Source organism: Pseudomonas mandelii (genome assembly GCF_900106065.1).
Lineage (GTDB): Bacteria > Pseudomonadota > Gammaproteobacteria > Pseudomonadales > Pseudomonadaceae > Aquipseudomonas > Aquipseudomonas mandelii.
This window is the reverse complement of record NZ_LT629796.1, coordinates 928,468-953,289: the sequence shown is the minus strand read 5'-3', so window position 1 is coordinate 953,289 and position 24,822 is coordinate 928,468. Positions and strand designations below refer to the sequence as shown.

The 24,822-nt window shown below is 61.1% G+C and carries 21 protein-coding genes; 13 read left to right on the top strand and 8 right to left on the bottom strand.

Features of this window, described 5'->3' with window-relative positions:
* Nucleotides 1-169: 169 nt before the first annotated feature.
* The 6 genes from lepA (at nucleotide 170) to pdxJ (ending at nucleotide 6,242) form a co-directional block, all read left to right on the top strand.
* Entirely contained in the window at nucleotides 170-1,969 is a 1,800-nt protein-coding gene (gene lepA, locus BLU63_RS04375; protein WP_042932348.1) for a translation elongation factor 4, read from the top strand.
* Nucleotides 1,970-1,974: 5 nt separating this feature from the next.
* Nucleotides 1,975-2,829, top strand: a complete 855-nt coding sequence (gene lepB, locus BLU63_RS04370; RefSeq protein ID WP_010463058.1) for a signal peptidase I — start codon at nucleotides 1,975-1,977, stop codon at nucleotides 2,827-2,829.
* A 184-nt stretch (nucleotides 2,830-3,013) separates the two neighbouring features.
* Nucleotides 3,014-3,703 (top strand): ribonuclease III, encoded by a 690-nt coding sequence (gene rnc, locus BLU63_RS04365; RefSeq protein ID WP_010463056.1) that lies wholly within the window; start codon nucleotides 3,014-3,016, stop codon nucleotides 3,701-3,703.
* Nucleotides 3,696-4,598 carry a GTPase Era gene (gene era, locus BLU63_RS04360; protein WP_010463054.1) on the top strand — a complete coding sequence of 301 codons (903 nt, stop codon included), beginning with the start codon at nucleotides 3,696-3,698 and terminating at the stop codon, nucleotides 4,596-4,598. The genes rnc and era overlap by 8 nt, the downstream gene beginning before the upstream one ends.
* A 166-nt stretch (nucleotides 4,599-4,764) precedes the next feature.
* Nucleotides 4,765-5,448: a DNA repair protein RecO gene (gene recO, locus BLU63_RS04355; RefSeq protein ID WP_083374950.1), complete on the top strand. Its 684-nt coding sequence runs from the start codon at nucleotides 4,765-4,767 to the stop codon at nucleotides 5,446-5,448.
* A gap of 47 nt (nucleotides 5,449-5,495) precedes the next feature.
* Nucleotides 5,496-6,242, top strand: a complete 747-nt coding sequence (gene pdxJ / locus BLU63_RS04350) for a pyridoxine 5'-phosphate synthase (protein WP_010463049.1) — start codon at nucleotides 5,496-5,498, stop codon at nucleotides 6,240-6,242.
* Nucleotides 6,243-6,371: 129 nt separating this feature from the next.
* On the opposite strand, the gene mltF is transcribed toward pdxJ, so the two are convergent.
* Complete coding sequence (mltF, locus tag BLU63_RS04345; protein ID WP_010463047.1) at nucleotides 6,372-7,832, bottom strand: membrane-bound lytic murein transglycosylase MltF; 1,461 nt, start codon at nucleotides 7,830-7,832, stop codon at nucleotides 6,372-6,374.
* A 274-nt stretch (nucleotides 7,833-8,106) separates the two neighbouring features.
* Here mltF and purL point away from each other — a divergent pair, with 274 nt between their 5' ends.
* Together purL and BLU63_RS04335 are read left to right on the top strand one after the other, a co-directional pair.
* Complete coding sequence (purL, locus tag BLU63_RS04340) at nucleotides 8,107-12,003, top strand: phosphoribosylformylglycinamidine synthase (RefSeq protein WP_077748283.1); 3,897 nt, start codon at nucleotides 8,107-8,109, stop codon at nucleotides 12,001-12,003.
* Nucleotides 12,004-12,008: 5 nt separating this feature from the next.
* Nucleotides 12,009-12,320, top strand: a complete 312-nt coding sequence (locus BLU63_RS04335) for a Nif3-like dinuclear metal center hexameric protein (protein ID WP_010463043.1) — start codon at nucleotides 12,009-12,011, stop codon at nucleotides 12,318-12,320.
* A gap of 81 nt (nucleotides 12,321-12,401) precedes the next feature.
* Here BLU63_RS04335 and nagE read toward each other — a convergent pair whose 3' ends face one another.
* The 7 genes from nagE to BLU63_RS04300 form a co-directional block, all read right to left on the bottom strand.
* Complete coding sequence (gene nagE, locus BLU63_RS04330; protein ID WP_010463041.1) at nucleotides 12,402-14,117, bottom strand: N-acetylglucosamine-specific PTS transporter subunit IIBC; 1,716 nt, start codon at nucleotides 14,115-14,117, stop codon at nucleotides 12,402-12,404.
* Nucleotides 14,118-14,163: 46 nt separating this feature from the next.
* Nucleotides 14,164-16,680, bottom strand: a complete 2,517-nt coding sequence (gene ptsP, locus BLU63_RS04325) for a phosphoenolpyruvate--protein phosphotransferase (RefSeq protein WP_083374949.1) — start codon at nucleotides 16,678-16,680, stop codon at nucleotides 14,164-14,166.
* A 35-nt stretch (nucleotides 16,681-16,715) separates the two neighbouring features.
* Nucleotides 16,716-17,726: an SIS domain-containing protein gene (locus BLU63_RS04320; protein WP_010463037.1), complete on the bottom strand. Its 1,011-nt coding sequence runs from the start codon at nucleotides 17,724-17,726 to the stop codon at nucleotides 16,716-16,718.
* Nucleotides 17,719-18,825, bottom strand: a complete 1,107-nt coding sequence (gene nagA, locus BLU63_RS04315; RefSeq protein WP_010463035.1) for an N-acetylglucosamine-6-phosphate deacetylase — start codon at nucleotides 18,823-18,825, stop codon at nucleotides 17,719-17,721. Before nagA ends, BLU63_RS04320 begins: the two co-directional genes overlap by 8 nt.
* Nucleotides 18,826-18,856: 31 nt before the next feature.
* Nucleotides 18,857-19,588 (bottom strand): GntR family transcriptional regulator, encoded by a 732-nt coding sequence (locus BLU63_RS04310; RefSeq protein WP_010463034.1) that lies wholly within the window; start codon nucleotides 19,586-19,588, stop codon nucleotides 18,857-18,859.
* Between the two features lie 445 nt (nucleotides 19,589-20,033).
* The gene (locus BLU63_RS04305; RefSeq protein ID WP_083374948.1) at nucleotides 20,034-20,537 is read right to left on the bottom strand and encodes a L,D-transpeptidase family protein; all 504 of its coding nucleotides are present in this window, start codon (nucleotides 20,535-20,537) and stop codon (nucleotides 20,034-20,036) included.
* 64 nt (nucleotides 20,538-20,601) lie between these two features.
* Nucleotides 20,602-21,153, bottom strand: a complete 552-nt coding sequence (locus tag BLU63_RS04300; protein WP_010463029.1) for an NUDIX hydrolase — start codon at nucleotides 21,151-21,153, stop codon at nucleotides 20,602-20,604.
* Nucleotides 21,154-21,370: 217 nt separating this feature from the next.
* Here BLU63_RS04300 and BLU63_RS04295 point away from each other — a divergent pair, with 217 nt between their 5' ends.
* From BLU63_RS04295 to purT, 5 genes are all read left to right on the top strand, one after another.
* A complete protein-coding gene (locus tag BLU63_RS04295; protein ID WP_010463027.1) occupies nucleotides 21,371-21,970 on the top strand; it encodes a CoA pyrophosphatase in 600 nt (199 codons plus the stop codon).
* A 54-nt stretch (nucleotides 21,971-22,024) separates the two neighbouring features.
* Nucleotides 22,025-22,549, top strand: a complete 525-nt coding sequence (locus tag BLU63_RS04290; protein ID WP_007944857.1) for a gamma carbonic anhydrase family protein — start codon at nucleotides 22,025-22,027, stop codon at nucleotides 22,547-22,549.
* Nucleotides 22,546-22,761, top strand: coding sequence for a DUF1289 domain-containing protein (locus tag BLU63_RS04285; RefSeq protein WP_010463023.1), 216 nt, complete (start codon nucleotides 22,546-22,548; stop codon nucleotides 22,759-22,761). Before BLU63_RS04290 ends, BLU63_RS04285 begins: the two co-directional genes overlap by 4 nt.
* A gap of 227 nt (nucleotides 22,762-22,988) precedes the next feature.
* A complete protein-coding gene (locus BLU63_RS04280; RefSeq protein WP_010463021.1) occupies nucleotides 22,989-23,456 on the top strand; it encodes a preQ0 transporter in 468 nt (155 codons plus the stop codon).
* Nucleotides 23,457-23,555: 99 nt separating this feature from the next.
* Nucleotides 23,556-24,737 carry a formate-dependent phosphoribosylglycinamide formyltransferase gene (gene purT, locus BLU63_RS04275; RefSeq protein WP_010463020.1) on the top strand — a complete coding sequence of 394 codons (1,182 nt, stop codon included), beginning with the start codon at nucleotides 23,556-23,558 and terminating at the stop codon, nucleotides 24,735-24,737.
* Nucleotides 24,738-24,822: the final 85 nt, after the last annotated feature.

Below are 24,822 nucleotides of genomic sequence, written 5' to 3'. Positions count from 1 at the left end.
AGGGCGTTCCCCCGACCTCGCTGGTGATAAAAAACGCCCCTGTCGCAAGACCGGGGCGTTTTTGTAGGTGCCGTCTGACCTGCGAACGTGACGCTTGCGCCGTGGATCAGGTACAATTCCCGGCTATTTTTCGGCGGGCTATGCCTGCAGCCTTTTTGAGTGTTGATCCGTGAGTGATTTGAGTCATATCCGCAATTTCTCCATCATCGCCCACATTGACCATGGCAAGTCGACGCTGGCCGATCGCTTCATCCAGATGTGCGGCGGCCTTGCCGAGCGCGAAATGGAAGCCCAGGTGCTGGACTCCATGGACCTGGAACGTGAACGCGGGATCACCATCAAGGCCCACAGCGTCACCCTGTATTACACCGCTCGCGATGGCATCAAGTACCAGCTGAACTTCATTGACACCCCGGGCCACGTTGACTTCACCTACGAAGTCAGCCGGTCGCTGGCGGCCTGTGAAGGCGCGTTGCTGGTGGTCGATGCCGGTCAGGGCGTTGAAGCGCAGTCTGTAGCCAACTGCTACACGGCGATCGAGCAGGGCCTGGAAGTCATGCCGGTCCTGAACAAGATCGACCTGCCGCAGGCCGATCCGGACCGCGTCAAAGAAGAAATCGAAAAAATCATCGGCATCGATGCCACCGATGCGGTCGAGTGCAGTGCCAAGACCGGCCTGGGCGTCGACGAAGTGCTCGAACGCCTGGTTCACACCATTCCTGCGCCGACCGGCAACTACGAAGATCCGCTGCAAGCGTTGATCATCGACTCCTGGTTCGACAACTACTTGGGCGTCGTTTCCCTGGTCCGCGTGCGTCACGGTCGTGTGAAGAAGGGCGACAAGATCCTGGTCAAGTCCACCGGCAAGATCCACCTGGTGGACAGCGTCGGTGTCTTCAACCCGAAACACACCGCCACCGTTGACCTGAAAGCCGGCGAAGTGGGCTTCATCATTGCCGGCATCAAGGACATTCACGGTGCACCGGTCGGTGACACCCTGACCTTGAGCTCCACGCCGGACGTTGACGTGCTGCCAGGCTTCAAACGTATCCAGCCGCAGGTCTATGCCGGCCTGTTCCCGGTCAGCTCCGACGACTTCGAAGATTTCCGTGAAGCCCTGCAAAAGCTCACGCTCAACGATTCGTCCCTGCAGTACACCCCGGAAAGCTCCGACGCTCTGGGCTTCGGCTTCCGTTGCGGGTTCCTCGGCATGCTGCACATGGAAATCATCCAGGAGCGCCTGGAGCGCGAGTACGACCTGGACCTGATCACCACGGCGCCGACCGTAATTTTCGAGCTGTTGCTGAAAACCGGTGAAACGATTTACGTCGATAACCCGTCGAAGCTTCCAGACCTGTCCTCGATCGAAGACATGCGTGAACCAATCGTGCGGGCCAATATTCTTGTGCCGCAAGAGCACCTGGGCAACGTCATTACCCTGTGCATCGAGAAGCGTGGCGTGCAGCACGACATGCTGTTCCTCGGTACGCAGGTCCAGGTGACCTACGATTTGCCGATGAACGAAGTGGTCCTGGACTTCTTCGACCGTCTGAAGTCCACCAGCCGCGGCTATGCTTCGCTGGATTATCATTTCGATCGTTACCAGTCGGCTAATCTGGTGAAACTGGATGTGCTGATCAACGGTGACAAGGTCGACGCCCTGGCGCTGATCGTGCACAAGGATAACGCGCACTACAAAGGTCGCCAGTTGACCGAGAAGATGAAAGAACTGATTCCGCGCCAGATGTTCGACGTCGCGATCCAGGCCGCCATTGGCGGGCAGATCATTGCGCGGACCTCCGTCAAGGCACTCAGAAAGAACGTATTGGCCAAATGCTACGGCGGTGACGTTAGCCGTAAGAAAAAACTGCTTGAAAAGCAAAAGGCCGGTAAGAAACGCATGAAGCAAGTCGGCAACGTGGAAATTCCACAAGAAGCCTTCCTTGCGGTGCTCAGGTTGGATAGTTAGGTCCTATGTCACTAAATTTCCCGCTGTTGCTGGTCATCGCCGTGTTCGTCTGCGGCCTGTTGGCGTTGCTCGATCTGCTGTTCCTGGCGCCTCGGCGCCGGGCTGCCATCAACTCCTATCAGGGGAGTGTCAGCCAGGCTGACATGGTGGTCGTCGAGAAACTGAACAAAGAGCCGCTGCTGGTCGAATACGGCAAGTCGTTCTTCCCGGTGTTGTTCATCGTGCTGGTGCTGCGTTCGTTCCTGGTGGAGCCGTTCCAGATTCCTTCCGGCTCGATGAAACCGACCCTGGACGTCGGCGACTTCATTCTGGTGAACAAGTTTTCTTACGGGATCCGCTTGCCGGTGATTGACAAGAAAGTCATCGAAGTCGGTGATCCGCAGCGCGGCGATGTGATGGTGTTCCGCTACCCGAGCGATCCGAACGTCAACTACATCAAGCGTGTGGTGGGCCTGCCGGGCGACCAGATTCGCTACACCGCCGACAAGCGTCTGTTCGTCAACGGTGAATCGATTGCCGAACAACTGGTCGGCTCCGAGCCGGGCACGTTGGGCAGTGCCGAGCTCTACAAGGAAAAACTCGGTGTCGCCGAGCACCTGATTCGCAAGGAGATGAGCCGCTATCGCGCATCGCCGGACCGTTCATGGACCGTGCCGGCCGGGCATTACTTCATGATGGGCGACAACCGCGACAACTCCAACGACAGTCGCTACTGGGACGATCCGAGCATTCCCAAGGATCTGCTGGGCATGGTTCCCGACAAGAATATCGTCGGCAAGGCCTTCGCAGTCTGGATGAGCTGGCCGGAACCCAAACTCAGTCACCTGCCGAATTTCTCGCGGGTTGGCCTGATCAAGTAATCACACACGGCGCTGTTGAACACAGCGCCGAATGCATTTCTGGAGTCGGCACAATCGGCGCCAGAGGCATGAAAACAACGATATTCAGGACGTAATTTTTGAACACAGCGTTAATTGTCCCAAGCCTGCGTCGTATCACGGCCATGGCGGTGGAATCCAGCCACGAACTCAGCGTGGGTAAACCGTGAGCGTCTCCTTAAGCCGTCTAGAGCGTCAGCTCGGCTACACCTTCAAGGATCAGGAGCTGATGGTCCTGGCCCTGACTCACCGCAGTTTTGCCGGGCGCAACAACGAACGCCTGGAATTCCTCGGTGATGCCATCCTCAACTTCGTCGCTGGCGAGGCGCTGTTCGATCGCTTCCCGCTGGCCCGTGAAGGCCAGTTGTCGCGTTTGCGCGCACGTCTGGTGAAAGGTGAGACGCTGGCCGTACTGGCCCGCGGTTTCGACCTGGGCGAATACCTGCGCCTGGGCTCCGGTGAGTTGAAAAGCGGCGGGTTCCGTCGCGAGTCGATTCTGGCCGATGCCCTCGAAGCGTTGATCGGTGCGATCTACCTGGACGCTGGCATGGACATGGCGCGCGAACGCGTGCTGGCCTGGCTGGCCGGTGAGTTCGAAGGCCTGACGCTGGTCGACACCAACAAAGATCCAAAAACCCGCCTGCAGGAATTCCTGCAATCGCGTGGGTGCGAGCTGCCGCGTTACGAAGTGGTGGATATCCAGGGTGAGCCGCATTGCCGGACGTTCTTCGTCGAATGTGAAATCACCTTACTGAATGAAAAAAGCCGAGGTCAGGGTGTGAGTCGTCGTATTGCCGAACAGGTAGCGGCCGCCGCAGCACTGATTGCCCTGGGTGTGGAGAATGGCAATGACTGATTCAACTGCAACTCGCTGTGGCTATGTTGCCATCGTCGGCCGTCCCAACGTGGGCAAGTCCACGCTGCTGAACCACATCCTGGGTCAGAAACTGGCGATCACCTCGCGCAAGCCGCAAACCACCCGCCATAACATGCTGGGCATCAAGACCGAAGGCGCCATCCAGGCTGTCTACGTCGACACCCCGGGCATGCACAAGGGCGGCGAAAAGGCCCTGAACCGCTACATGAACAAGACCGCCTCGGCGGCGTTGAAAGACGTCGACGTGGTGATCTTCGTGGTGGATCGCACCAAGTGGACCGACGAAGACCAGATGGTCCTCGAGCGCGTCCAGTACGTGACCGGCCCGCTGATCGTGGCGCTGAACAAGACCGATCGCATCGAAGACAAAGCCGAACTGATGCCGCACCTGAGCTGGTTGCAGGAGCAGCTGCCGAACGCGCAGATCATGCCGATCTCGGCCCAGCACGGGCACAACCTTGAAGCGCTGGAGCGGGTGATTGCCGGTTACCTGCCGGAAAACGATCACTTCTTCCCGGAAGACCAGATCACCGACCGCAGCAGCCGTTTCCTCGCCGCAGAACTGGTGCGCGAGAAAATCATGCGCCAGATGGGCGCCGAGCTGCCGTACCAGATCACCGTCGAAATCGAAGAGTTCAAGCAGCAGGGCAAAACCCTGCACATCCATGCCTTGATCCTTGTCGAGCGTGACGGCCAGAAGAAAATCATCATTGGCGACAAGGGCGAGCGCATCAAGCGCATCGGCACCGAGGCGCGCAAGGATATGGAATTGCTGTTCGACTCCAAGATCATGCTTAACCTGTGGGTGAAAGTGAAAGGCGGCTGGTCCGACGACGAGCGCGCATTGCGTTCGCTGGGCTACGGCGACCTGTAACACCGGATCCAGATACTCCGAAGAACCCCTGTGGGAGCGAGCCTGCTCGCGATGAGGACCTGAAATTCAACATCACTGTTGACTGGCAGACCGCAATCGCGAGCAGGCTCGCTCCCACATTGGTTTCTGGTTGTTTATAAGGTCGCGTTTCTTCATTGAGAACTCCATGTCCCAGCCCATTGGCCAACCCGCCTACGTCCTCCACTCCCGCGCCTACCGCGAAAGCAGTGCGTTGGTGGACTTCCTCACGCCGCAAGGTCGGCTACGGGCGGTGTTGCGCAGCGCGCGGGGCAAGGCCGGGACATTGGCGCGGCCCTTCGTGCCGCTGGAAGTGGAGTTTCGCGGGCGGGGTGAGCTGAAGAACGTTGGGCGAATGGAAGCCGCCGGTGTTTCAACCTGGCTCAACGGCGAGGCGCTGTTCAGCGGCCTCTACCTCAACGAACTGCTGATCCGCTTGCTGCCCGCCGAAGACCCGCACCCAGGCGTGTTTGATCACTACGCTGCGACGTTGCTGGCGCTGGCCGAAGGCCGACCGCTGGAGCCGTTGCTGCGATCCTTCGAGTGGCGCCTGCTCGACGATCTCGGTTACGGTTTTGCCCTGACCACCGACATCCACGGCGAGCCCATTGCTCCGGACGGTCTGTATCGTTTGCAAGTGGATGCTGGCCTGGAGCAGGTCTATCTGCTGCAACCCGGTCTGTTCAACGGCACCGAGCTGTTGGCCATGGCTGAGGCTGACTGGACCGCACCCGGTGCGCTGTCCGCCGCCAAGCGTCTGATGCGTCAGGCATTGGCTGTTCACTTGGGCGGTCGTCCGCTGGCCAGTCGCGAGCTGTTTCGCAAGCCGTAGTCTCCCCGTATGCTGTGCGCCGAATCTTTAAATTCAGGAGCGCTTCCGTGACCACCAGCAATCGCATTCTTCTTGGCGTGAACATCGACCACGTTGCCACTCTGCGTCAGGCCCGGGGCACTCGTTACCCGGATCCGGTCAAGGCAGCGCTGGACGCGGAAGAGGCGGGGGCTGACGGCATCACCGTGCACCTGCGCGAAGACCGTCGACACATCCAGGAACGCGACGTGCTGTTGCTAAAGGATGTACTGCAAACCCGCATGAATTTCGAAATGGGCGTCACCGAAGAAATGATGGTGTTCGCTGAGCGCATCCGCCCGGCGCACATTTGCCTGGTCCCGGAAACCCGTCAGGAACTGACCACCGAAGGTGGCTTGGACGTGGCAGGGCAAGAGGCGCGGATCAAGGCGGCGGTGGATCGCCTGTCGAAGATTGGCTGTGAGGTGTCGCTGTTCATCGATGCAGACGAGCGGCAGATCGAAGCGTCCCGTCGTGTGGGTGCGCCGGCTATCGAGTTGCACACCGGTCGTTATGCCGACGCCGAGACACCGACCGACGTGGCGCAAGAGCTGAAGCGTGTGGCGGATGGCGTAGCGTTTGGCCTGGCTCAGGGGCTGATCGTCAATGCCGGCCACGGCCTGCATTATCACAACGTTGAAGCGGTGGCCGCGATCAAGGGCATCAACGAACTGAACATCGGCCATGCGCTGGTGGCGCATGCGTTGTTTGTCGGGTTCAAGTCGGCGGTGTCCGAGATGAAAGCAATGATCTTGGCTGCGGCCTTGAAGGGCTGAGACCGAGGTGCTGCCTTCGCGGGCAAGCCTCGCTCCTACAGGTCCGTGTTGTGCCGCAACTTTGCATACGACACCGGCCCTGTAGGAGCGAGGCTTGCCCGCGAAGGCGTCCTCAAAAGCAACCCAGATTTAAAGCTGCGGGGTTTCCTGATTCGGCTTGGTCTTGTCGACCCCTGGCACATGCAGGTTGCCTTCAGCCACCTGATTGCCTTCAAGCTGTGGCTGCGTGACCCACGTCAGGATGTCGTAGTAACGACGGATGTTCGCCACGAAGTGCACCGGCTCGCCGCCCCGGGCGTAGCCATAACGCGTCTTGCTGTACCACTTCTTCTCTGACAGGCGCGGCAGGATCTTCTTCACGTCCAGCCACTTGTCCGGGTTCAGGCCTTCTTTCGCCGCCAGTTTGCGCGCGTCATCCAGATGGCCGCTGCCGACGTTATAGGCCGCCAGTGCAAACCAGGTGCGATCCGGCTCCTGGATCGATTCGTCCAGCTGATCCTTCATGTAGGCCAGGTATTTGGCGCCGCCCATGATGCTTTGCTTGGGGTCGAGGCGATTGGATACGCCCATGGCCTGCGCGGTGTTCTGGGTCAGCATCATCAGCCCGCGAACGCCGGTCTTGGACGTGACCGCGGCTTGCCATAACGACTCCTGATAACCGACGGCCGCCAACAGGCGCCAGTCGACTTTCTCTTTCTTGGCGTAGGCCTTGAAGTGTTGCTCGTACTTGGGCAGGCGTTGCTGCAAGTGTTGTGCGAAGGTGGTGGCGCCCACGTAACCCAGTACGTCGACGTGCCCGTAATAGCGGTCCTTCAGGCGTTGCAAGGTGCCGTTTTTCTTCACCTTGTCGAGGTAGGCATTGATCTCGTTGAGCAAGCTGTTGTCGTCGCCAGCGGCCACCGCCCAGCTCTGGTTACTGGAGTCACCGAGGTCGAAGGCTACTCGCACGTTGGGGAAGTAGACCTGGTTCATCGCGACTTCGTTTGAATCGACCAGGGTCAGGTCGATCTGATCTTCATCGACCATCCGCAGCAAGTCGACGACTTCAACGGCGTCGGACTCTTCGTATTCAATGCCGGGGTATTTCTTTTTCAGCTCCGCCAATTGCTCGGCGTGGGTGCTGCCCTTGAGCACCATGATCTTCTTGCCGACCAGATCGCCAGCATCGGTCGGCCGCGATTGGCCGTTGCGGTAGATGACCTGTGGGGTGACTTCGAGATAGGAGTGGGAAAACCGCACCTGCTGTTTGCGTTTCTCGCTGCTGACCAGACCGGCAGCAGCCAGCACCGGGCCGTTAGGTTTGCCCACCTGATTGAACAGGTCGTCGAGGTTGTCGGCGGTCTCTATCTTGAGTTCCACCCCCAGATCGTCGGCGAAGCGCTTCACCAGCTCGTATTCGAAGCCGGTTTCACCGTTGCGATCCTGAAAGTAGGTGGCGGGGCTGTTTCGGGTAACCACCCGCAGCACACCATCCTCCTTTACGCGCTCCAGCGTGTTGGGTTTATCAACACAGCCACTGAGCATCAGGAAGAGTCCGGTTGCGATCAGCCATTTGGCGAACCGCGGACGCAAAGCCGTTGGGGAAAACATCTGCGCAGTATACGCAAAGGACCACGAGCGCCATATCTCGACAGCGAAGGGCTTGTCTGCTAGACAGCGTAAAACCCGCTTGGAGCCCGCAGGAATGGGCCCGAACGGTAATTTGTGACATAAAAAATAACCCTCGGCGAACCGCTGTTTAAGGTCCAAATGCCCGGCCCGACGTTCGGGTGCACCCGCGCGCACCGTTTCGGGTGATGTCGCGGGCGGTTTAGGCTAGAATGCACGGCCTCAAAGCACACCCCTTCCCGAGGCTGTCCCGAAGATGTTGATCCTGCGCGGCGCTCCTGCCCTTTCTGCCTTTCGCCACAGCAAACTCCTTGAGCAACTGAGCCAGAAGGTCCCGGCTGTCAGCGGCTTGTATGCTGAATTCGCTCACTTCGCCGAAGTCACCGGCGTCCTGACCGGCGACGAACAGCAGGTGCTCGCGCGCCTTCTGAAGTACGGCCCAAGTGTTCCGGTACAAGAGCCGACCGGTCGTCTGTTCCTGGTGTTGCCACGTTTCGGCACCATCTCGCCGTGGTCCAGCAAGGCCAGCGACATCGCTCGCAACTGCGGCCTGAGCAAGATCCAGCGCCTGGAACGCGGCATCGCGTTTTACGTGGCCGGTCAGTTCAGTGACGCCGACGCGCAACTGATTGCGGACGGTCTGCACGACCGCATGACTCAAATCGTGTTGGGCAACCTCGAACAAGCCGCCGGCCTGTTCAGCCACGCCGAGCCGAAACCGCTGACCGCGATTGACGTGCTGGGTGGCGGCCGCGCCGCGCTGGAAAAAGCCAACACCGAGCTGGGCCTGGCCCTGGCCGAAGACGAGATCGACTACCTGGTCAACGCCTTCGTCGGCTTGAAGCGCAATCCTCACGACATCGAACTGATGATGTTCGCCCAGGCGAACTCCGAGCACTGCCGTCACAAGATCTTCAACGCCAGTTGGGACATCGACGGTCAGAGCCAGGAAAAAAGCCTGTTCGGCATGATCAAGAATACCTACGTGATGCACAGCGAAGGCGTTCTGTCGGCTTATAAGGACAACGCTTCGGTGATCGTCGGCAACGTCGCCGGCCGTTTCTTCCCGGACCCTGAAACCCGCCAGTACGGTGCGGTGCAGGAACCGGTGCACATCTTGATGAAAGTCGAAACCCACAACCACCCGACCGCGATTGCCCCGTTCCCGGGCGCGTCCACCGGCAGTGGCGGCGAGATTCGCGACGAAGGTGCTACCGGTCGTGGCGCCAAGCCAAAGGCCGGCCTGACCGGTTTCACCGTCTCCAACTTGCAGATCCCGGGCTTTGAACAGCCGTGGGAAGTGCCGTATGGCAAGCCTGAGCGCATCGTTACTGCGCTGGACATCATGATCGAAGGCCCACTGGGTGGCGCCGCGTTCAACAACGAATTCGGCCGTCCAGCCCTGACCGGTTACTTCCGTACCTTCGAACAGTCGATCACCACCCCGCGTGGCGACGAAGTTCGCGGTTACCACAAGCCGATCATGCTGGCCGGCGGCATGGGTAACATCCGTGCCGAACACGTACAGAAAGGCGAGATCACCGTTGGCTCCAAGCTGATCGTCCTCGGCGGCCCGGCAATGCTCATCGGCCTGGGCGGCGGCGCCGCTTCCTCCATGGCCACCGGCACCAGCTCGGCAGACCTGGACTTCGCTTCCGTACAGCGCGAAAACCCTGAGATGGAACGTCGCTGCCAGGAAGTCATCGACCGTTGCTGGCAACTGGGCGACAAAAACCCGATCAGCTTCATCCACGACGTCGGCGCGGGTGGTCTGTCCAACGCCTTCCCGGAACTGGTCAACGATGGCGACCGTGGTGGCCGCTTCGAACTGCGCAACATTCCAAACGACGAGCCGGGCATGGCCCCGCACGAAATCTGGAGTAACGAATCCCAGGAGCGCTACGTTCTGGCGGTCGGCCCGGCCGACTTCGAACGCTTCCAGGCGATCTGCGAACGTGAGCGTTGCCCGTTCGCCGTGGTTGGCGAAGCGACTGCTGAGCCGCAACTGACGGTCACCGACAGTCACTTCGGCAACAGCCCGGTGGACATGCCGCTGGAAGTGCTACTGGGCAAAGCCCCGCGCATGCACCGTTCGGCCGTTCGTGAAAACGAACTGGGCGACGATTTTGATCCGTCGACCCTCGACATTGCCGACTGCGTCGAGCGCGTGCTGCATCACCCGGCCGTGGCGAGCAAAAGCTTCCTGATCACCATCGGCGACCGCACCATCACCGGCCTCGTGGCCCGTGACCAAATGGTCGGCCCGTGGCAGGTTCCGGTGGCTGACGTTGCCGTCACCGCCACCAGCTTCGACGTCTACACCGGTGAAGCCATGGCCATGGGCGAGCGTACTCCGCTGGCACTGCTGGACGCTCCGGCGTCGGGCCGCATGGCCATCGGCGAAACCCTGACCAACATTGCCGCTTCGCGCATCAACAAGATCTCCGACATCAAACTGTCGGCGAACTGGATGTCCGCTGCCGGTCACCCGGGTGAAGACGCGCGTCTGTACGACACCGTGAAAGCGGTTGGCATGGAGTTATGCCCGGACCTGGGCATTACCATTCCGGTGGGCAAGGACTCCATGTCCATGGCCACGCGCTGGAACGACGAAGGCGTCGACAAGACCGTGACCTCGCCGATGTCCCTGATCGTGACCGGTTTCGCGCCAGTGGCTGACATCCGTCAGACCCTGACCCCGGAACTGCGCATGGACAAGGGCACCACCGACCTGATCCTGATCGACCTGGGCCGTGGCCAGAACCGCATGGGCGCCTCGATCCTGGCCCAGGTTCACGGCAAGCTCGGTTCGCAAGCGCCGGACGTCGATGATGCCGAAGACCTGAAAGCTTTCTTCGCCGTGATCCAAGGCCTCAATGCCGACGGTCACCTGCTGGCCTACCACGACCGTTCCGACGGTGGTCTGCTGACCAGCACCGTGGAAATGGCGTTCGCCGGTCACTGTGGCCTGAGCCTGAACCTCGACGGTCTGGCTGAAACCTCCGCCGACATCGCCGCGATCCTGTTCAACGAAGAACTGGGCGCCGTGATCCAGGTTCGCCAGGACGCCACGCCGGACATCCTCGCGCAGTTCAGCGCTGCCGGTCTGGGCGAGTGCGTGTCGGTGATCGGTCAGCCGATGAACAACGGCCAGATCAACATCACCTTCAACGGCGAAACCGTGTTCGAAGGTCAGCGTCGTCTGCTGCAACGTCAGTGGGCTGAAACCAGCTACCAGATCCAGCGTCTGCGTGATAACGCCGACTGCGCCGAGCAAGAGTTCGACGTGCTGCTGGAAGAAGACAACCCGGGCCTGAGCGTCAAGCTGAGCTACGACGTCAACCAGGACGTCGCCGCGCCTTACATCAAGAAAGGCATCCGCCCACAGGTTGCCGTGCTGCGTGAGCAGGGCGTCAACGGTCAGGTGGAAATGGCGGCCGCGTTCGACCGCGCCGGTTTCAACGCGATCGACGTGCACATGAGCGACATTCTGGCCGGCCGTGTCGACCTGAACGAGTTCAAGGGTCTGGTGGCTTGCGGCGGTTTCTCCTACGGCGACGTATTGGGTGCCGGTGAAGGCTGGGCCAAGTCCGCGCTGTTCAACAGCCGTGCTCGCGATGCGTTCCAGGGCTTCTTCGAACGCAACGACAGCTTCACCCTCGGCGTGTGCAACGGTTGCCAGATGATGTCTAACCTGCACGAGCTGATCCCGGGCAGCGAGTTCTGGCCGCACTTCGTGCGCAACCGCTCCGAGCAGTTCGAAGCGCGTGTGGCGATGGTTCAGGTCCAGGAGTCGAACTCGATCTTCCTGCAAGGCATGGCCGGTTCGCGCATGCCGATCGCCATCGCTCACGGTGAAGGTCATGCCGAGTTCGCCAGCGAAGAAGCGTTGCTGGAAGCCGATCTGTCGGGTTGCGTGGCGATGCGTTTCGTCGACAACCACGGCAAGGTCACCGAAAACTACCCGGCCAACCCGAACGGCTCGCCGCGCGGGATCACCGGTTTGACCAGCCGTGACGGTCGCGTAACGATCATGATGCCGCACCCGGAACGCGTGTTCCGCGCTGTGCAGAACTCGTGGCGCTCGGAAGACTGGAACGAAGACGCTCCTTGGATGCGTATGTTCCGTAATGCGCGCGTCTGGGTGAACTAAGGGCTGTGTACAAGCTCAGCTTTTTTGTTCCGGCCAGCCATGTCGAGTTGGTCAAGAGTGCTGTATTCGCTGCCGGTGGCGGGCGGATCGGGGCTTATGATCATTGCGCGTGGCAGGTGCTTGGGTTCGGCCAGTTTCGGCCTTTGGACGGCAGTCAGCCGTTTATCGGGGAAGCGGGGCAGGTCGAGCAGGTTGAGGAATGGAAGGTTGAGCTGGTGGTGGCGGATGAGTTGATCGTGGCCGTGGTGGCTGCGCTGAAACTCAGCCACCCCTATGAGACACCGGCTTATGAAGTGTGGCGGTTGGAGGATTTCTGATCTTTCTGGCCGCTGTAAAAGAAACCCGCTGATGCAGATCAGCGGGTTTTTTATGTGTAGCGGGAATGACGCCCTATCAAATTAAACCTTGGCACTCACCTCACTGCGATTGACCAACGCCTCCAACGCGCCATTCAAACTCGGCGCCTTGTCACCAACCAGCAGGTGCCAGATGCCGCCTTCCAGCTGACTGACTCCCTGACAACCCAGCGCCTTCAAATCACTCTCTGACAACGCTTTGCCATCCGCCAGGTGCAGTCGAATCCGGGTCATGGCCACGCAATCCATCTGCAGCACGTTGTCCCCACCGCCCAAGGCATCCAGCCATTGCTGCGCTTCTGCATTTGCCACCGCCGCAGGTTTCGGTGCATCGATCACCGCGGGAGGAGAGGACACCAGCGCACGACCCAGCGCCGGCATCGCCAGACGAATTTCATCGGCAATGCTATCCGCCATCGGCCCGACCACCACCTGCAAGCTCCCGCCCTTGCCGGGACGCACGACCGCCATCGCCCCCAGCGCCTTTAACTCCGCATCGTTGGCCTTGTTGCGATCCACCATGTCCAGCCGCAACCGCGTGGTACATGCCCCGACGGTGATCAGATTCTGTGCCCCGCCCAGTGCCTTGATGTATGCCCCGGCGCGTTCATTCTCGGTGACCACAATCTTGTCACCCGTCGGCACCTCTTCACGCCCTGGCGTCTTGAGGTTGAAGCGGCGAATGCAGAAATCAAACACCCCGTAATAGACCACCGCATACGCCAAGCCTACCGGCACCACTAACCAGCCGTTGGTGGATTTCCCCCATCCGAGCACCATGTCGATGAAGCCGCCCGAGAAGGTGAAACCCAGGTGGATGTTCAGCGCATTGGTGATCGCCATCGACAACCCCGTCAGCAGCGCATGGAGCAAAAACAGAAACGGTGCGAGGAACATGAACGCAAATTCGATGGGTTCGGTGACGCCGGTCAGGAAGGAAGTCAGCGCCATCGACAGGAAGATCCCTCCCATGACTTTGCGGCGTTCCGGCAGGGCGTTGCGGTACATCGCCAGGCAGGCGGCGGGCAGGCCGAAGATCATCACCGGGAACATGCCGGTCATGAATTGGCCGCCCTTCGGGTCACCGGCGAAGTAGCGCGACAGGTCGCCGGTGACCATGGCACCCGTGGTCGGGTCGGTGAAGTTGCCGAAGACGAACCACGCCATGTTGTTGAGGATGTGGTGCAGGCCAGTGACGATCAGCAACCGGTTGAACACGCCGAAGACGAAGGCGCCGATGCTGCCGCTCTCCATCATCAGTGCGCCGAAACCGTTGATGCCGTGCTGGATCGGCGGCCAGATCAAACCGAAAATCACGCCCAGACCGACGGCGGCGAAGCCGGTGACAATCGGCACGAAGCGCCGTCCGCCGAAGAACGCCAGGTACTCCGGCAGCTTGATGTCCTTGAAGCGGTTGTACAGCGCGCCGGCCATCAAGCCGCTGACGATCCCGGCGAGCATGCCCATGTTGATGCTCGCATCGAGGACCTTGAGCGTGGAGATCATCACCAGGTAACCAATCACCCCGGCGAGACCTGCGGTGCCGTTGTTGTCCTTGGCGAAACCGACCGCGATGCCGATGGCGAAGATCATCGCCAGGTTGGCGAAGATCACCTGGCCGGCGTCATGGATGATGGCGATGTTCAGCAGGTCGGTGTCGCCCAGACGCAGCAACAGGCCGGCAATCGGCAGGATCGCGATCGGCAGCATCAACGCGCGGCCGAGACGTTGCAGGCCCTCGATGAAATATTGGTACATGGCGGTGCTCCCTGTGCTCTTTTTGTTTGAGAGGTGTTGTAGTTGTTCAGCTCAGAGGCCATTGCTGGTGACAGGCGTGACGCACCGCCCCGGCGCTGCTCAGCTTGAGCAGGTCGTGGCTGACGCTTCGGCATTGCGCGGCGTCGAGGTGGCGCACGCGATCCTTGATTTCACCGATCTGCACCGGGCTGACCGACAGCTCGCTGACGCCCAGGCCGATCAGGACCGGCGTGGCCAGCGGATCGGACGCGAGTGCGCCGCAGACGCCGACCCAACGGTTATGCACCGCCGCGCCGGCGCAGGTCTGGGCGATCAGCCGCAGTAGGGCCGGGTGCATGGCGTCGACGCGCGAGGCGAGGCCGGCGTGGTCGCGGTCCATCGCCAGGGTGTATTGCGACAGATCGTTGGTGCCGATGGACAGGAAGTCCGCATGCTCTGCAAGCTGCTCGGCCAGCAGCGCAGCGGCCGGGACTTCGATCATCACCCCCAGCTCCGGGCGTTCATTTACCCCGAGTTCAAGGCACAACGCATCGAGGCGCTTGCGGATGTGCAGCAACTCATCGACCTCGGTCACCATCGGCAACAGGATCCGGCAGCGCGACAGCGGGCTGACATGCAACAGTGCGCGCAGTTGCTGATCGAGTAATTCCGGCCGCACCTGAGCCAGGCGAATGCCGCGCAAGCCGAGCACCGGATTGGCTTCGACCGGCAATGGCAGGTAGTCGAGTTGCTTGTCGCCGCCAACGTCGATGGTACGGATGATCACCGACTTGTCACCCATGGCGTCGAGCACGGCTTGATAGGCGAGGCGTTGCTCCTGTTCGTCCGGCGCGGTGTTGCGGTCGACAAACAGAAACTCGGTGCGCAGCAGACCGACGCCATCGGCGCCGTTGGCCAGCGCATCGGCCGCTTCTGCGCTGGACGCGACATTGGCGGCGATTTCGATGTGCACGCCATCGCGTGTCAGTGCCGGGGTATGAGCCTGCGATTGTTGAAGCGCACGGCGTTGCTGATGATCGCGTTGCGCCTGATGCACGTCGGCCAGGCGTTCGGCCGTCGGCGCCCATTCGAGCCGACCACCGTCGGCGTCCAGCACCACCGCCTGGCCTTGTGCCTGATCCAGCAGCGCCGAACCCAGCGCCACCAGGCACGGCAAACCTTTACCCCGCGCCAGAATCGCGACGTGGGACGTCGCGCCACCCTCGGCCATGCACAACCCGGCGACCCCTTGCTCGCTCAGTTGCAGCAAGTCCGACGGCGTCAGCTCATGGGCGGCGACGATGGCGCCGGCCGGCACGTCGTAGTGCCAGGCTTCGCCGAGCAAGGCGCGCAGCACCCGTTGCTTGAGATCGCGCAGATCGTTGGCGCGTTCGGCCAGCAACGCGCTGCCGAGTTGTTGAAGGACGTCGCACTGCGTGTCGATCGATTGGCTCCAGGCGTGCGTCGCGGCCATGCCTTGAGCGATGCAGGCGTTGGCCGCGTCCAGCAGCGCCGGGTCTTCGAGCAAGGCGAGGTGCGCGGTGAAAATCGCTTCTTCGTCAGTGTTTTTGTGTTTCCTGGCCTGGGCCAGGGTGTGCTCGATTTCGCCGCGCACGACGGTCAATGCGGTATCGAGGGCGTGCAGCTGTGGCTCGGGAGCGTGGTGGCCGGCATCCACCGGCAGGCTGATGGTATTCAAGCGAAACAAGGGGCCAGCGACCAGGCCGGGCGCGGCGCAAACGCCGTGCAGCACACCCGCTTCGGCAGTCCGAGTGCGTCGGGTGATCGGCGCAGGCGCAGCGGCATGGCTGTCTTCGGCCAACGCCGTGGACAAGGCGATCAGCAACGCTTGCAATGCCGCCTCGGCGTCCGGGCCCTGGCAGCTGACCTGAACCTCATCCTGCTCGCCGACGGCCAGGCTCATGAGCCCGATCAAGCTGTCACAGGTCGCCGATTTGCCAGCGAAATGCAGCTGCGATTTGCTCTTGAACCCTTGTGCGGTCTGACGAATCAGCGCCGCAGGGCGAGCATGCAGACCGCCGCGATGAGCGATGCGCACGTGACCGAAATGCGCTTCAGCCGAAAGGTCCGCCTCTGCCTGGGCGCCCGGCGCCGCCCGGCGAATGATGTGCAGCAGCGGGTCGCCGACTTTGACCGATTTCAGCGTGATGGGCCGCGCCTGAAACTCCTGGCTGTTGGTCAGGATCATCAGGCTGACCAGGCTTTTGCACTGCTGCGCGACCTTGTCCAGGTCGTAGCGCAGCAACGGTTGGCCATTGCTGACGCGGGCGCCTTCCTTGACCAGCATCGAGAAGCCTTCGCCCTGCAACTCGACGGTGTCGAGGCCCAGGTGCAGGAGCAATTCGGCACCGTTGTCGGCACGCAAGGTGACGGCGTGACCGCTACGGGCTACGTGCACCACGACGCCGGCGCAGGGGGCGTGAAGGGTGTCGTTCAGTGGATCGATCGCGATACCGTCGCCCATCGCGCCGCTGGCGAACACCGGGTCCGGGACTTTGGCGAGCGTGAGCACCGGACCGCTGAGCGGGGCGCTGAGGGTCAGCTCTTTATTGTTGTTATGCATGGCTCGGTCTCATCAGGAAATCGTTCGGGGCGGACTTAGTGCGTGCGCGTCACTTTGCTCAAATGCCGCGGCTGGTCCGGGTCCATGCCACGGGCCACGGCCAAACCGGCGGCCATGACGTAGAAACTCTGGATCGCCAGAATCGGGTCCAGGGCCGGGTGTTCGGCGCGGGTCAGCGTGAGGTCACGTTCGGCAATGTCATCTGGTGCCGCCAGCAGAACGCGAGCGCCGCGCTGGCGCATGTCGGCAGCAAGGCTCAGCAAACCGGCCTGCTCGGCACCCCGTGGAGCGAAGATCAGCAAGGGATAGTTCTCGTCGATCAATGCCATCGGGCCGTGACGCACTTCGGCGCTGCTGAAGGCTTCGGCCTGGATCGCCGAGGTTTCCTTGAACTTGAGGGCTGCTTCCTGAGCGATGGCAAAACCGGCACCGCGGCCGATTACCATCAAGCGTTGGCAATCGCGCAGGGCGTCGATGGCCAGGCTCCAATCCTGTTGCGCCGCCTCGCGCAGACCTTCCGGCAAGGCGTTGCCGGCTTCGAGCAATTCCACGTCTTCTTTCCAGTGGGCGATCAGACGGGCGCTGGCGCTGAGGGTGGCGATGAAACTCTTGGTGGCGGCAACGCTGCTTTCTGTTCCCGCGCACAGCGGCAGGCTGAATTCGCACGCGGCTTCCAGCGGCGAACTTTCGGCGTTGACCAGGGCAATGCTCAGGGCCCCGCGTTTGCGTAACAGGCGCAGGCTGTTCACCAGATCCGGACTTTGCCCCGACTGCGAGAACGCGAACGCCACTTGGCCGCTGACTTTCAATGGTGCTTGCAGCATGGTCACCACCGACATCGGCAGCGACGCCACCGGGTAGCCCAGTTGCTGCATGGTCAGGTAGGCGAAGTAACTGGCGGCATGATCTGAACTGCCGCGAGCGACGGTCATCACGACTTGCGGCGGCTGACGGCGCAGGCGCCCGGCGATCTCGATCATCTGCGGGTCGAGTTGCTGCAGTTGGGCTTGCACGGCCTCGAACGAGGACAGCGCCTCTTCAAGCATTTTTGAAGTCAATGTCTTCTCCTTCGACCATGACGGCGGTGAGTGTGAGTGAGCGATCCAGTCGCACGCAGTCGGCCCAGCTGCCGGGTTGCAGGCGGCCGCGTTCTTCGAGGCCGAGGTAATCGGCGGGGAATTGCGAAAGACGTTGCGACGCCTCGGCGATCGGCAGACCGATTTTCACCAGGTTGCGCAGGGCCTGATCCATGGTCAGCGTGCTGCCGGCCAGGGTGCCGTCGGGCAAGCGCACGCCGCCCAGGCACTTGGTGACCGTGTGGCTGCCGAGCTTGTATTCGCCGTCCGGCATGCCGGCGGCGGCGGTGGAATCGGTGACGCAATACAGGCACGGGATCGCGCGCAGGGCGACCCGCATGGCGCCGGGGTGCACGTGCAGCAAATCCGGGATCAGCTCCGCGTATTTGGCGTGGGCCAGCGCCGCACCGACGATGCCCGGCTCGCGGTGATGCAACGGGCTCATGGCGTTGTAGAGGTGAGTGAAACTGCTGGCGCCGGCCGCCAGCGCGGCGACGCCTTCCTCATAACTGCCGAGGGTGTGACCGATCTGCATGCGGATACCGCGTGCACTGAGGGTGCGGATCAAGGCATCGTGGCCGGCGATTTCCGGGGCGATGGTGATCACGCGGATCGGTGCCAGCGTGAGGTAGTCCTCGACTTCGGCCATCAGCGCGGTGTGGGCAAAGTTCGGCTGGGCGCCGAGTTTGCCGGGGTTGATGTACGGGCCTTCCAGGTGCACGCCGAGCACCCGGGCGCAGCCTTCCGGCCGCTGCTCGCAGAACTCGCCGACGGCTTTGAGCACGCTGGAAATCTCCTCCGGCGGCGCTGTCATGGTGGTCGCCAGCAGCGACGTGGTGCCGAAACGCACGTGGGTCTTGCTGATGGTTTCGAAGGCGGTTGCGCCTTCCATGATGTCCTTGCCGCCGCCGCCATGGACGTGCAGGTCGATGAAGCCGGGCAGCAGATAGGGCAAGTCGTTGTCGGCCGGATCGCACGGCACGCCTTCGATGGACACGACCTTGCCGTGTTCGTGAATCAGCCGGCCGCGAACCCAGCCGTGGGCGGTGAGGATGTTGTCTTCGGACATGATCGGTTCTCGGTTTTAGCGGCGAAGCGGGTTAGCGACGAAGCTCTGCAACAAAGTCGTAGTAGTCGTTGCGGCAGTAGGTGTCGGTGACTTCGATTGGCGTGTTGTCTTCCAGGTAGCCGACCCGGGTCATCAGCAGCATGGCGGTGCCGGGGGCGATGCCGACGAGGGCGGCGAATTCGTCCGAGGCGTTGATCGCCTGGATGTGCTGCAAGGCGCGGACGATCGGTTTGCCGATGCCGTCGAGGTATTCGTAGAGCGAATCGCCCACCGCTTGCGGCTTGGGAATGATTGAGGCGGGCAGGGTGCTCATCTCGATCGCCATCACCGTGTCGTCGGCTTTGCGCAGACGTTTGAGCCGCGCGACTTTATCGTTGGGCGAGAGGCCGAGGCGGATCAGTTCTTCGTGGGTCGGCGGGGTGATCTCGCGTTCCAGCCATTGCGAGCCGGGAACGAAGCCCTTGAGGCGCAGCATCTCGCTGAAACCCGAGAGGCGCGACAGCGGTTGTTCCAGGCGCGGCGTGATGAACGTGCCGGAGCCTTGGTTGCGGCGGATCAGACCCTGTTCGAACAAGACTTCCAGTGCCTTGCGGGCAGTGACGCGGGAGATGCCCAGCAGCTCGCTGAGGTTGCGCTCCGAAGGCATGGCCTGCTCGGCTTTCCACTGCCCGGCATGGATCGCCGCTTCCAGATTGCGCGCCAGTTGCAGGTAGAGGGGCGTGGGCTGGGTGTCGTCAGGGCGTAGGGCCTGGAGGTCATTCATGTCAGGGATGTCCGATGCGGATATTGGAGTGTTGTGTTCCGCGAATGGCCGAAAATTAATACCACTTGAATACCATGTCAATGCCAGTATTTTGCCGTTGGCGTGGGAAAGGCGGCCCTGTTGAGTGCGGGAAATGGGGTTTGGTATCAAGTGGTATTAGAGGTGGGGGTTTTGAGCGCAAAGATCGCAGCCTGGGGTAACGCTTGCCGGGGAGATTGGTATCTTCCCGGCAGTCATTACTGCAGGCGGCGATCTTTTGATTTTATTTTTCGAGGAGCGACCGAAGGTAGCGCTAAGAAGAAGAAATCGGTGCTTTTGTGGCGAGGGAGCTTGCTCCCCCTGGGCTGCGAAGCAGTCCTGAAATCAGCGAATGCGGTGTCAGGTCATTTTTTGGGGCCGCTTCGCAGCCCAGCGGGAGCAAGCTCCCTCGCCACAGGTAAAGGGGTTACGGCCGAATCTCGATCATCGTGCCATCCGGTACCAGGCCCCAGACCTCACGCATGTCCATGTTGCGCATGGCAATGCAGCCGTCGGTCCAGTCCAGGGTGTGGAACAGGTCTTCCGGGTTTTCTTCGGTATCTGGTGTGCCATGGATCATGATCATGCTACCCGGATCGACGCCTTCACGCCGGGCGCGGGCAGCGTCGCTGATGTTGGGGTAGGAGATGTGCATCGACAGATTGAATTTATCGCTGACCTTGCGCCAGTCCAGCCAGTAAAAACCTTCAGGCGTGCGTCTATCGCCTTCCATCAGCTTTTGGCCTTTCGGATTTCTGCCCAGGGAAATGCGGTAGGTCTTGAGCGGCTTGCCGTCATTGATCAATTGCAATTGGTGGGCGGATTTGAGCACCAAAACTTTTTCGATGACTTTGCCGTTCAGGGTTTCCGCAACGGAAGCCTGTGACAGAGTGACGAACGACAAGCAAACCACGGCAAGCAACCAGCGCATTGAAACGATATCCCTGAAAGGTGTCGCGACTATTTAGTTATAGGTGATTCTGGAGCCAGGAGCTTTAGGTGATGGCAGGCTGAGCAAGCGGCGGGATCGACTCGGACCGCACGGGGTAGACCTCGGTCCGCCGGTCAGCGAAGAAGCATTCTAAGGTACGACCCACCGTGCGGAAAGCCAACTCGGACCACGGGATGTCGGCTTCGTCGAAAAGCTGCACTTCCAGGCTTTCGGGGCCGGCAGAAAAATCCGGGTCCACCAGCTCCGCGCGAAAGAACACATGCACCTGACTGATGTGCGGCACGTCGATCAACGTATAGATGCTCAGGTTGCGCACCCGCGCACAGGCTTCCTCGGCGGTCTCGCGAATGGCCGCCTGCTCGATGGTTTCACCGTTTTCCATGAAACCGGCGGGCAGGGTCCAGTAACCGAGCCGAGGCTCGATGGCGCGTCGGCACAGCAACACTTTCGAGCCCCAGGTCGCCACGCAGCCGGCGACGATATTGGGGTTCTGATAGTGAATCGCCTGACAGCTGTCACAGACAAAACGCAGGCGCGAGTCGCCTTCGGGAATGCGTTGGGTGACCGGGTTACCGCACTGACTGCAAAATTTCATGCTGGGGTTCCTGAATGCTGCGCCTATCTTGGCGTGCGGCGGTGTCTGTCGGCAAGTTGTCGTTTAGCGACATGCAGTGGTTATGGGGTTGGGCGGCCGGTTCGATTGGTGCATGATGCATAGGGTCTGTTGACGTTTGCTGACGAACTGCGTTGGCGCGCAACGCGGTTGTCAGCAAACGTCAACAGACCCTACGGCCAACAGATCGAGAAGACTCATGCTGGACGAGCTACTGCATCGAGTAAGCAACCACACCCCACGCACAATGGAAACCGACAAACGTTTCCCCGAAGCCGCGGTATTGGTACCCATCACCCGTAGTGACGAACCGGAGCTGGTTCTGACCCTGCGCGCCAGCGGGCTCTCGACCCATGGCGGTGAAGTCGCCTTCCCGGGTGGGCGGCGCGACCCCGAAGACCCTGATCTTATTTTCACCGCGCTACGGGAGGCTGAAGAAGAAATCGGCTTGCCACCGGGGCTGGTCGAGGTGATCGGCCCGCTGAGCCCGTTGATCTCCCTGCATGGCATCAAGGTCACGCCGTATGTCGGAGTGATTCCGGGTTTTGTCGAGTACCTGGCCAACGATGCCGAGATCGCCGCCGTGTTCAGTGTGCCTCTGGAGTTTTTCCGTGAGGACCCAAGGGAGCACACCCACCGCATCGATTACCAGGGGCGCAGTTGGTACGTGCCGAGTTATCGTTATGGCGAGTATAAAATCTGGGGCCTGACGGCAATCATGATTGTCGAGTTGATCAACCTGCTCTATGACGCCGACATCAGCCTGCACCACCCGCCCAAAAGCTTTATCAATACTTGAAGCCATCGTTCGTATGGCGTGAACCGCGGCTGCCTGAGCCTTGAGGACAACAAGATGAAATATCGCCTGGGCGATGCCCGCGTCGAAACCCATCCGCAGAGCTGGGTTGCACCCAATGCCGTGCTGGTGGGCAAGGTCAAACTGGAAGAGGGCGCCAACGTCTGGTTCAACGCCGTGTTGCGTGGCGACAACGAATTGATCCTGATTGGCAAGAACAGCAACGTCCAGGACGGCACGGTGATGCACACGGACATGGGCTACCCGCTGACCATCGGCACCGGCGTGACCATCGGCCACAACGCCATGCTTCACGGCTGCACCGTGGGCGATTACAGCCTGATCGGTATTAATGCAGTGATTCTCAACGGCGCGAAAATCGGCAAGAACTGCATCATCGGCGCCAACTCGCTGATTGGCGAGGGCAAGGAGATTCCCGACGGTTCGCTGGTCATGGGCTCGCCCGGCAAAGTAGTGCGTGAACTGACCGAGCAGCAAAAGAAAATGCTGGAGGCCAGCGCCGCGCACTATGTGCACAATTCGCAGCGTTACGCCCGTGATCTGGTCGAGCAGGAAGAATGAACGCCACCGAACGACCGGTCCTCTCGCCATGCGTGAACATCTGCGCGTTGGACGAAGATGATATTTGCACCGGGTGTCAGCGCACGGTCGAAGAAATCACGCGCTGGAGTCGCATGGACAACGAAGAACGCCGCAGGGTTTTGGGGCTGTGCCATGAGCGGGCCAAGTCGAGCGGGTTGATCTGGATGTTGCCTTCCAGATCCGATTCCTGAGCCCTGTGAGCTTTTGTGGCTGATGAGGTTTTTTGTGGCGAGGGCGCTTGCTCCCGCCGGGCTGCGAAGCAGCCCCATAGCTGACAAACACATTCAACCTGACACACCGCGCCCTCTGACTTCAGGGCCGCTGCGCGACCCAGCGGGAGCAAGCGCCCTCGCCACAGGCTATTTGTAAAGCCGAGATGGTAATCTGTGCGCCAAATTGACAGGTATCCCGCCACCTCATGTTCTTCCTGATCGCCTATATCAGCAGCGTCGTGCTGATCAACTACGCCTTCTCCACCGCCCCGCACCTGGACATCATCTGGTCGGCCTGGGGCGGGTTGGTGTTTGTCCTGCGCGACATGGTGCAAACCCGCTTCGGCCACGGCGCGATCGCGGCGATGCTCGCAGCGTTGGTCCTGTCCTATGTCACTTCCGATCCGTCCATCGCGCTGGCCAGCGCCACGGCCTTCGCGGTGTCCGAATGCATCGACTGGCTGGTGTTCAGCATCACCAAGCGTCCGTTGCACGATCGCCTGTGGATAAGTTCGGCCCTGAGCATTCCCCTCGACACCTTCATCTTCTTCGGCATGATCGATGCTTTCACCCCGGCCGTAATCCTTACCGCCATGGGCTCGAAGTTCGCCGGTGTGACGGTCGTGTGGCTGATCATGGCCTGGCGCTTGCGCAAACAGGCTGTCGCCAGCTGAAGCCAAACCTTGCGGTTCATGTAAAATGCCGCGCTTTCTCCCCATGGGAAGCGCGCCAGGCGCCGCGACCCTCGATGATCCGCTTCTTGAGGACCTGAGATGACCCGTATCGGAACTCCATTGTCGCCAACCGCGACCCGCGTATTGCTGTGTGGCTGTGGTGAGTTGGGCAAGGAAGTGGTAATCGAGCTGCAACGCCTGGGCGTTGAAGTGATTGCCGTCGACCGTTACGCCAACGCGCCGGCCATGCAAGTTGCGCATCGCAGCCACGTTATCAACATGCTCGACGGCGCCGCCCTGCGTGCCGTGATCGAAGCCGAAAAGCCGCACTTCATCGTGCCGGAAATCGAAGCGATCGCCACCGCGACCCTCGTGGAGCTGGAAGCCGAAGGCTTTACCGTGATCCCGACCGCGCGCGCCGCGCAGCTGACCATGAACCGTGAAGGCATCCGTCGCCTGGCCGCCGAAGAGCTGGACCTGCCGACCTCGCCGTACCATTTCGCCGACACTTTCGAGGACTACAGCAAGGCCGTCCAGGATCTGGGCTTCCCGTGCGTGGTCAAGCCAGTGATGAGTTCGTCGGGCAAAGGCCAGAGCCTGCTGCGCAGCGCCGATGACGTGAAAACCGCTTGGGATTACGCTCAGGAAGGTGGCCGCGCCGGTAAAGGTCGCGTGATCATCGAAGGCTTTATCGACTTCGACTACGAAATCACTCTGTTGACCGTGCGTCACGTCGGCGGCACGACCTTCTGCGCACCCGTCGGTCACCGGCAGGAGAAGGGCGACTATCAGGAATCCTGGCAGCCACAAGCCATGAGCCCGATTGCCCTGGCCGAATCCGAGCGCGTTGCCAAAGCCGTCACTGAAGCATTGGGCGGTCGTGGCCTGTTTGGTGTCGAGCTGTTCATCAAAGGTGACCAAGTGTGGTTCAGCGAAGTGTCGCCGCGCCCGCATGACACCGGTCTGGTCACCCTGATTTCCCAGGACCTGTCGCAGTTCGCGCTGCACGCACGGGCGATCCTGGGCCTGCCGATTCCGTTGATTCGCCAGTTCGGGCCATCGGCTTCGGCGGTGATTCTGGTGGAAGGGCAGTCGACCCAGACTGCATTCGCCAACCTCGGTGCTGCGTTGAGCGAACCGGATACGGCGCTGCGTCTGTTTGGCAAACCAGAGGTCAATGGCCAGCGCCGGATGGGCGTGGCGTTGGCGCGGGATGAGTCGATCGAAGCGGCTCGTGCCAAGGCAACCCGTGCGTCTCAGGCTGTCGTGGTAGAGCTGTAAGCCGAGGCGCGGCAGGCTAGCTCCCACAGGGTTATTGATTGGTCACAGATTTTGTGTACACCCAATTTCCATGGGGGAGCCAGCC

Bases quoted from the DNA above. Each gene is read 5' to 3' on its own strand.
- purL (WP_077748283.1), top strand. From the start codon at position 8,107: ATGTTGATCCTGCGCGGCGCTCCTGCCCTTTCTGCCTTTCGCCACAGC.
- BLU63_RS04280 (WP_010463021.1), top strand. From the start codon at position 22,989: ATGTTCTTCCTGATCGCCTATATCAGCAGCGTCGTGCTGATCAACTAC.
- purT (WP_010463020.1), top strand. From the start codon at position 23,556: ATGACCCGTATCGGAACTCCATTGTCGCCAACCGCGACCCGCGTATTG.
- BLU63_RS04285 (WP_010463023.1), top strand. From the start codon at position 22,546: ATGAACGCCACCGAACGACCGGTCCTCTCGCCATGCGTGAACATCTGC.
- BLU63_RS04295 (WP_010463027.1), top strand. From the start codon at position 21,371: ATGCTGGACGAGCTACTGCATCGAGTAAGCAACCACACCCCACGCACA.
- BLU63_RS04305 (WP_083374948.1), bottom strand. From the start codon at position 20,537: ATGCGCTGGTTGCTTGCCGTGGTTTGCTTGTCGTTCGTCACTCTGTCA.
- ptsP (WP_083374949.1), bottom strand. From the start codon at position 16,680: ATGCATAACAACAATAAAGAGCTGACCCTCAGCGCCCCGCTCAGCGGT.
- nagA (WP_010463035.1), bottom strand. From the start codon at position 18,825: ATGTCCGAAGACAACATCCTCACCGCCCACGGCTGGGTTCGCGGCCGG.
- mltF (WP_010463047.1), bottom strand. From the start codon at position 7,832: ATGTTTTCCCCAACGGCTTTGCGTCCGCGGTTCGCCAAATGGCTGATC.
- recO (WP_083374950.1), top strand. From the start codon at position 4,765: ATGTCCCAGCCCATTGGCCAACCCGCCTACGTCCTCCACTCCCGCGCC.
- nagE (WP_010463041.1), bottom strand. From the start codon at position 14,117: ATGTACCAATATTTCATCGAGGGCCTGCAACGTCTCGGCCGCGCGTTG.
- BLU63_RS04290 (WP_007944857.1), top strand. From the start codon at position 22,025: ATGAAATATCGCCTGGGCGATGCCCGCGTCGAAACCCATCCGCAGAGC.
- BLU63_RS04300 (WP_010463029.1), bottom strand. From the start codon at position 21,153: ATGAAATTTTGCAGTCAGTGCGGTAACCCGGTCACCCAACGCATTCCC.
- BLU63_RS04310 (WP_010463034.1), bottom strand. From the start codon at position 19,588: ATGAATGACCTCCAGGCCCTACGCCCTGACGACACCCAGCCCACGCCC.
- BLU63_RS04320 (WP_010463037.1), bottom strand. From the start codon at position 17,726: ATGCTTGAAGAGGCGCTGTCCTCGTTCGAGGCCGTGCAAGCCCAACTG.
- era (WP_010463054.1), top strand. From the start codon at position 3,696: ATGACTGATTCAACTGCAACTCGCTGTGGCTATGTTGCCATCGTCGGC.
- lepB (WP_010463058.1), top strand. From the start codon at position 1,975: ATGTCACTAAATTTCCCGCTGTTGCTGGTCATCGCCGTGTTCGTCTGC.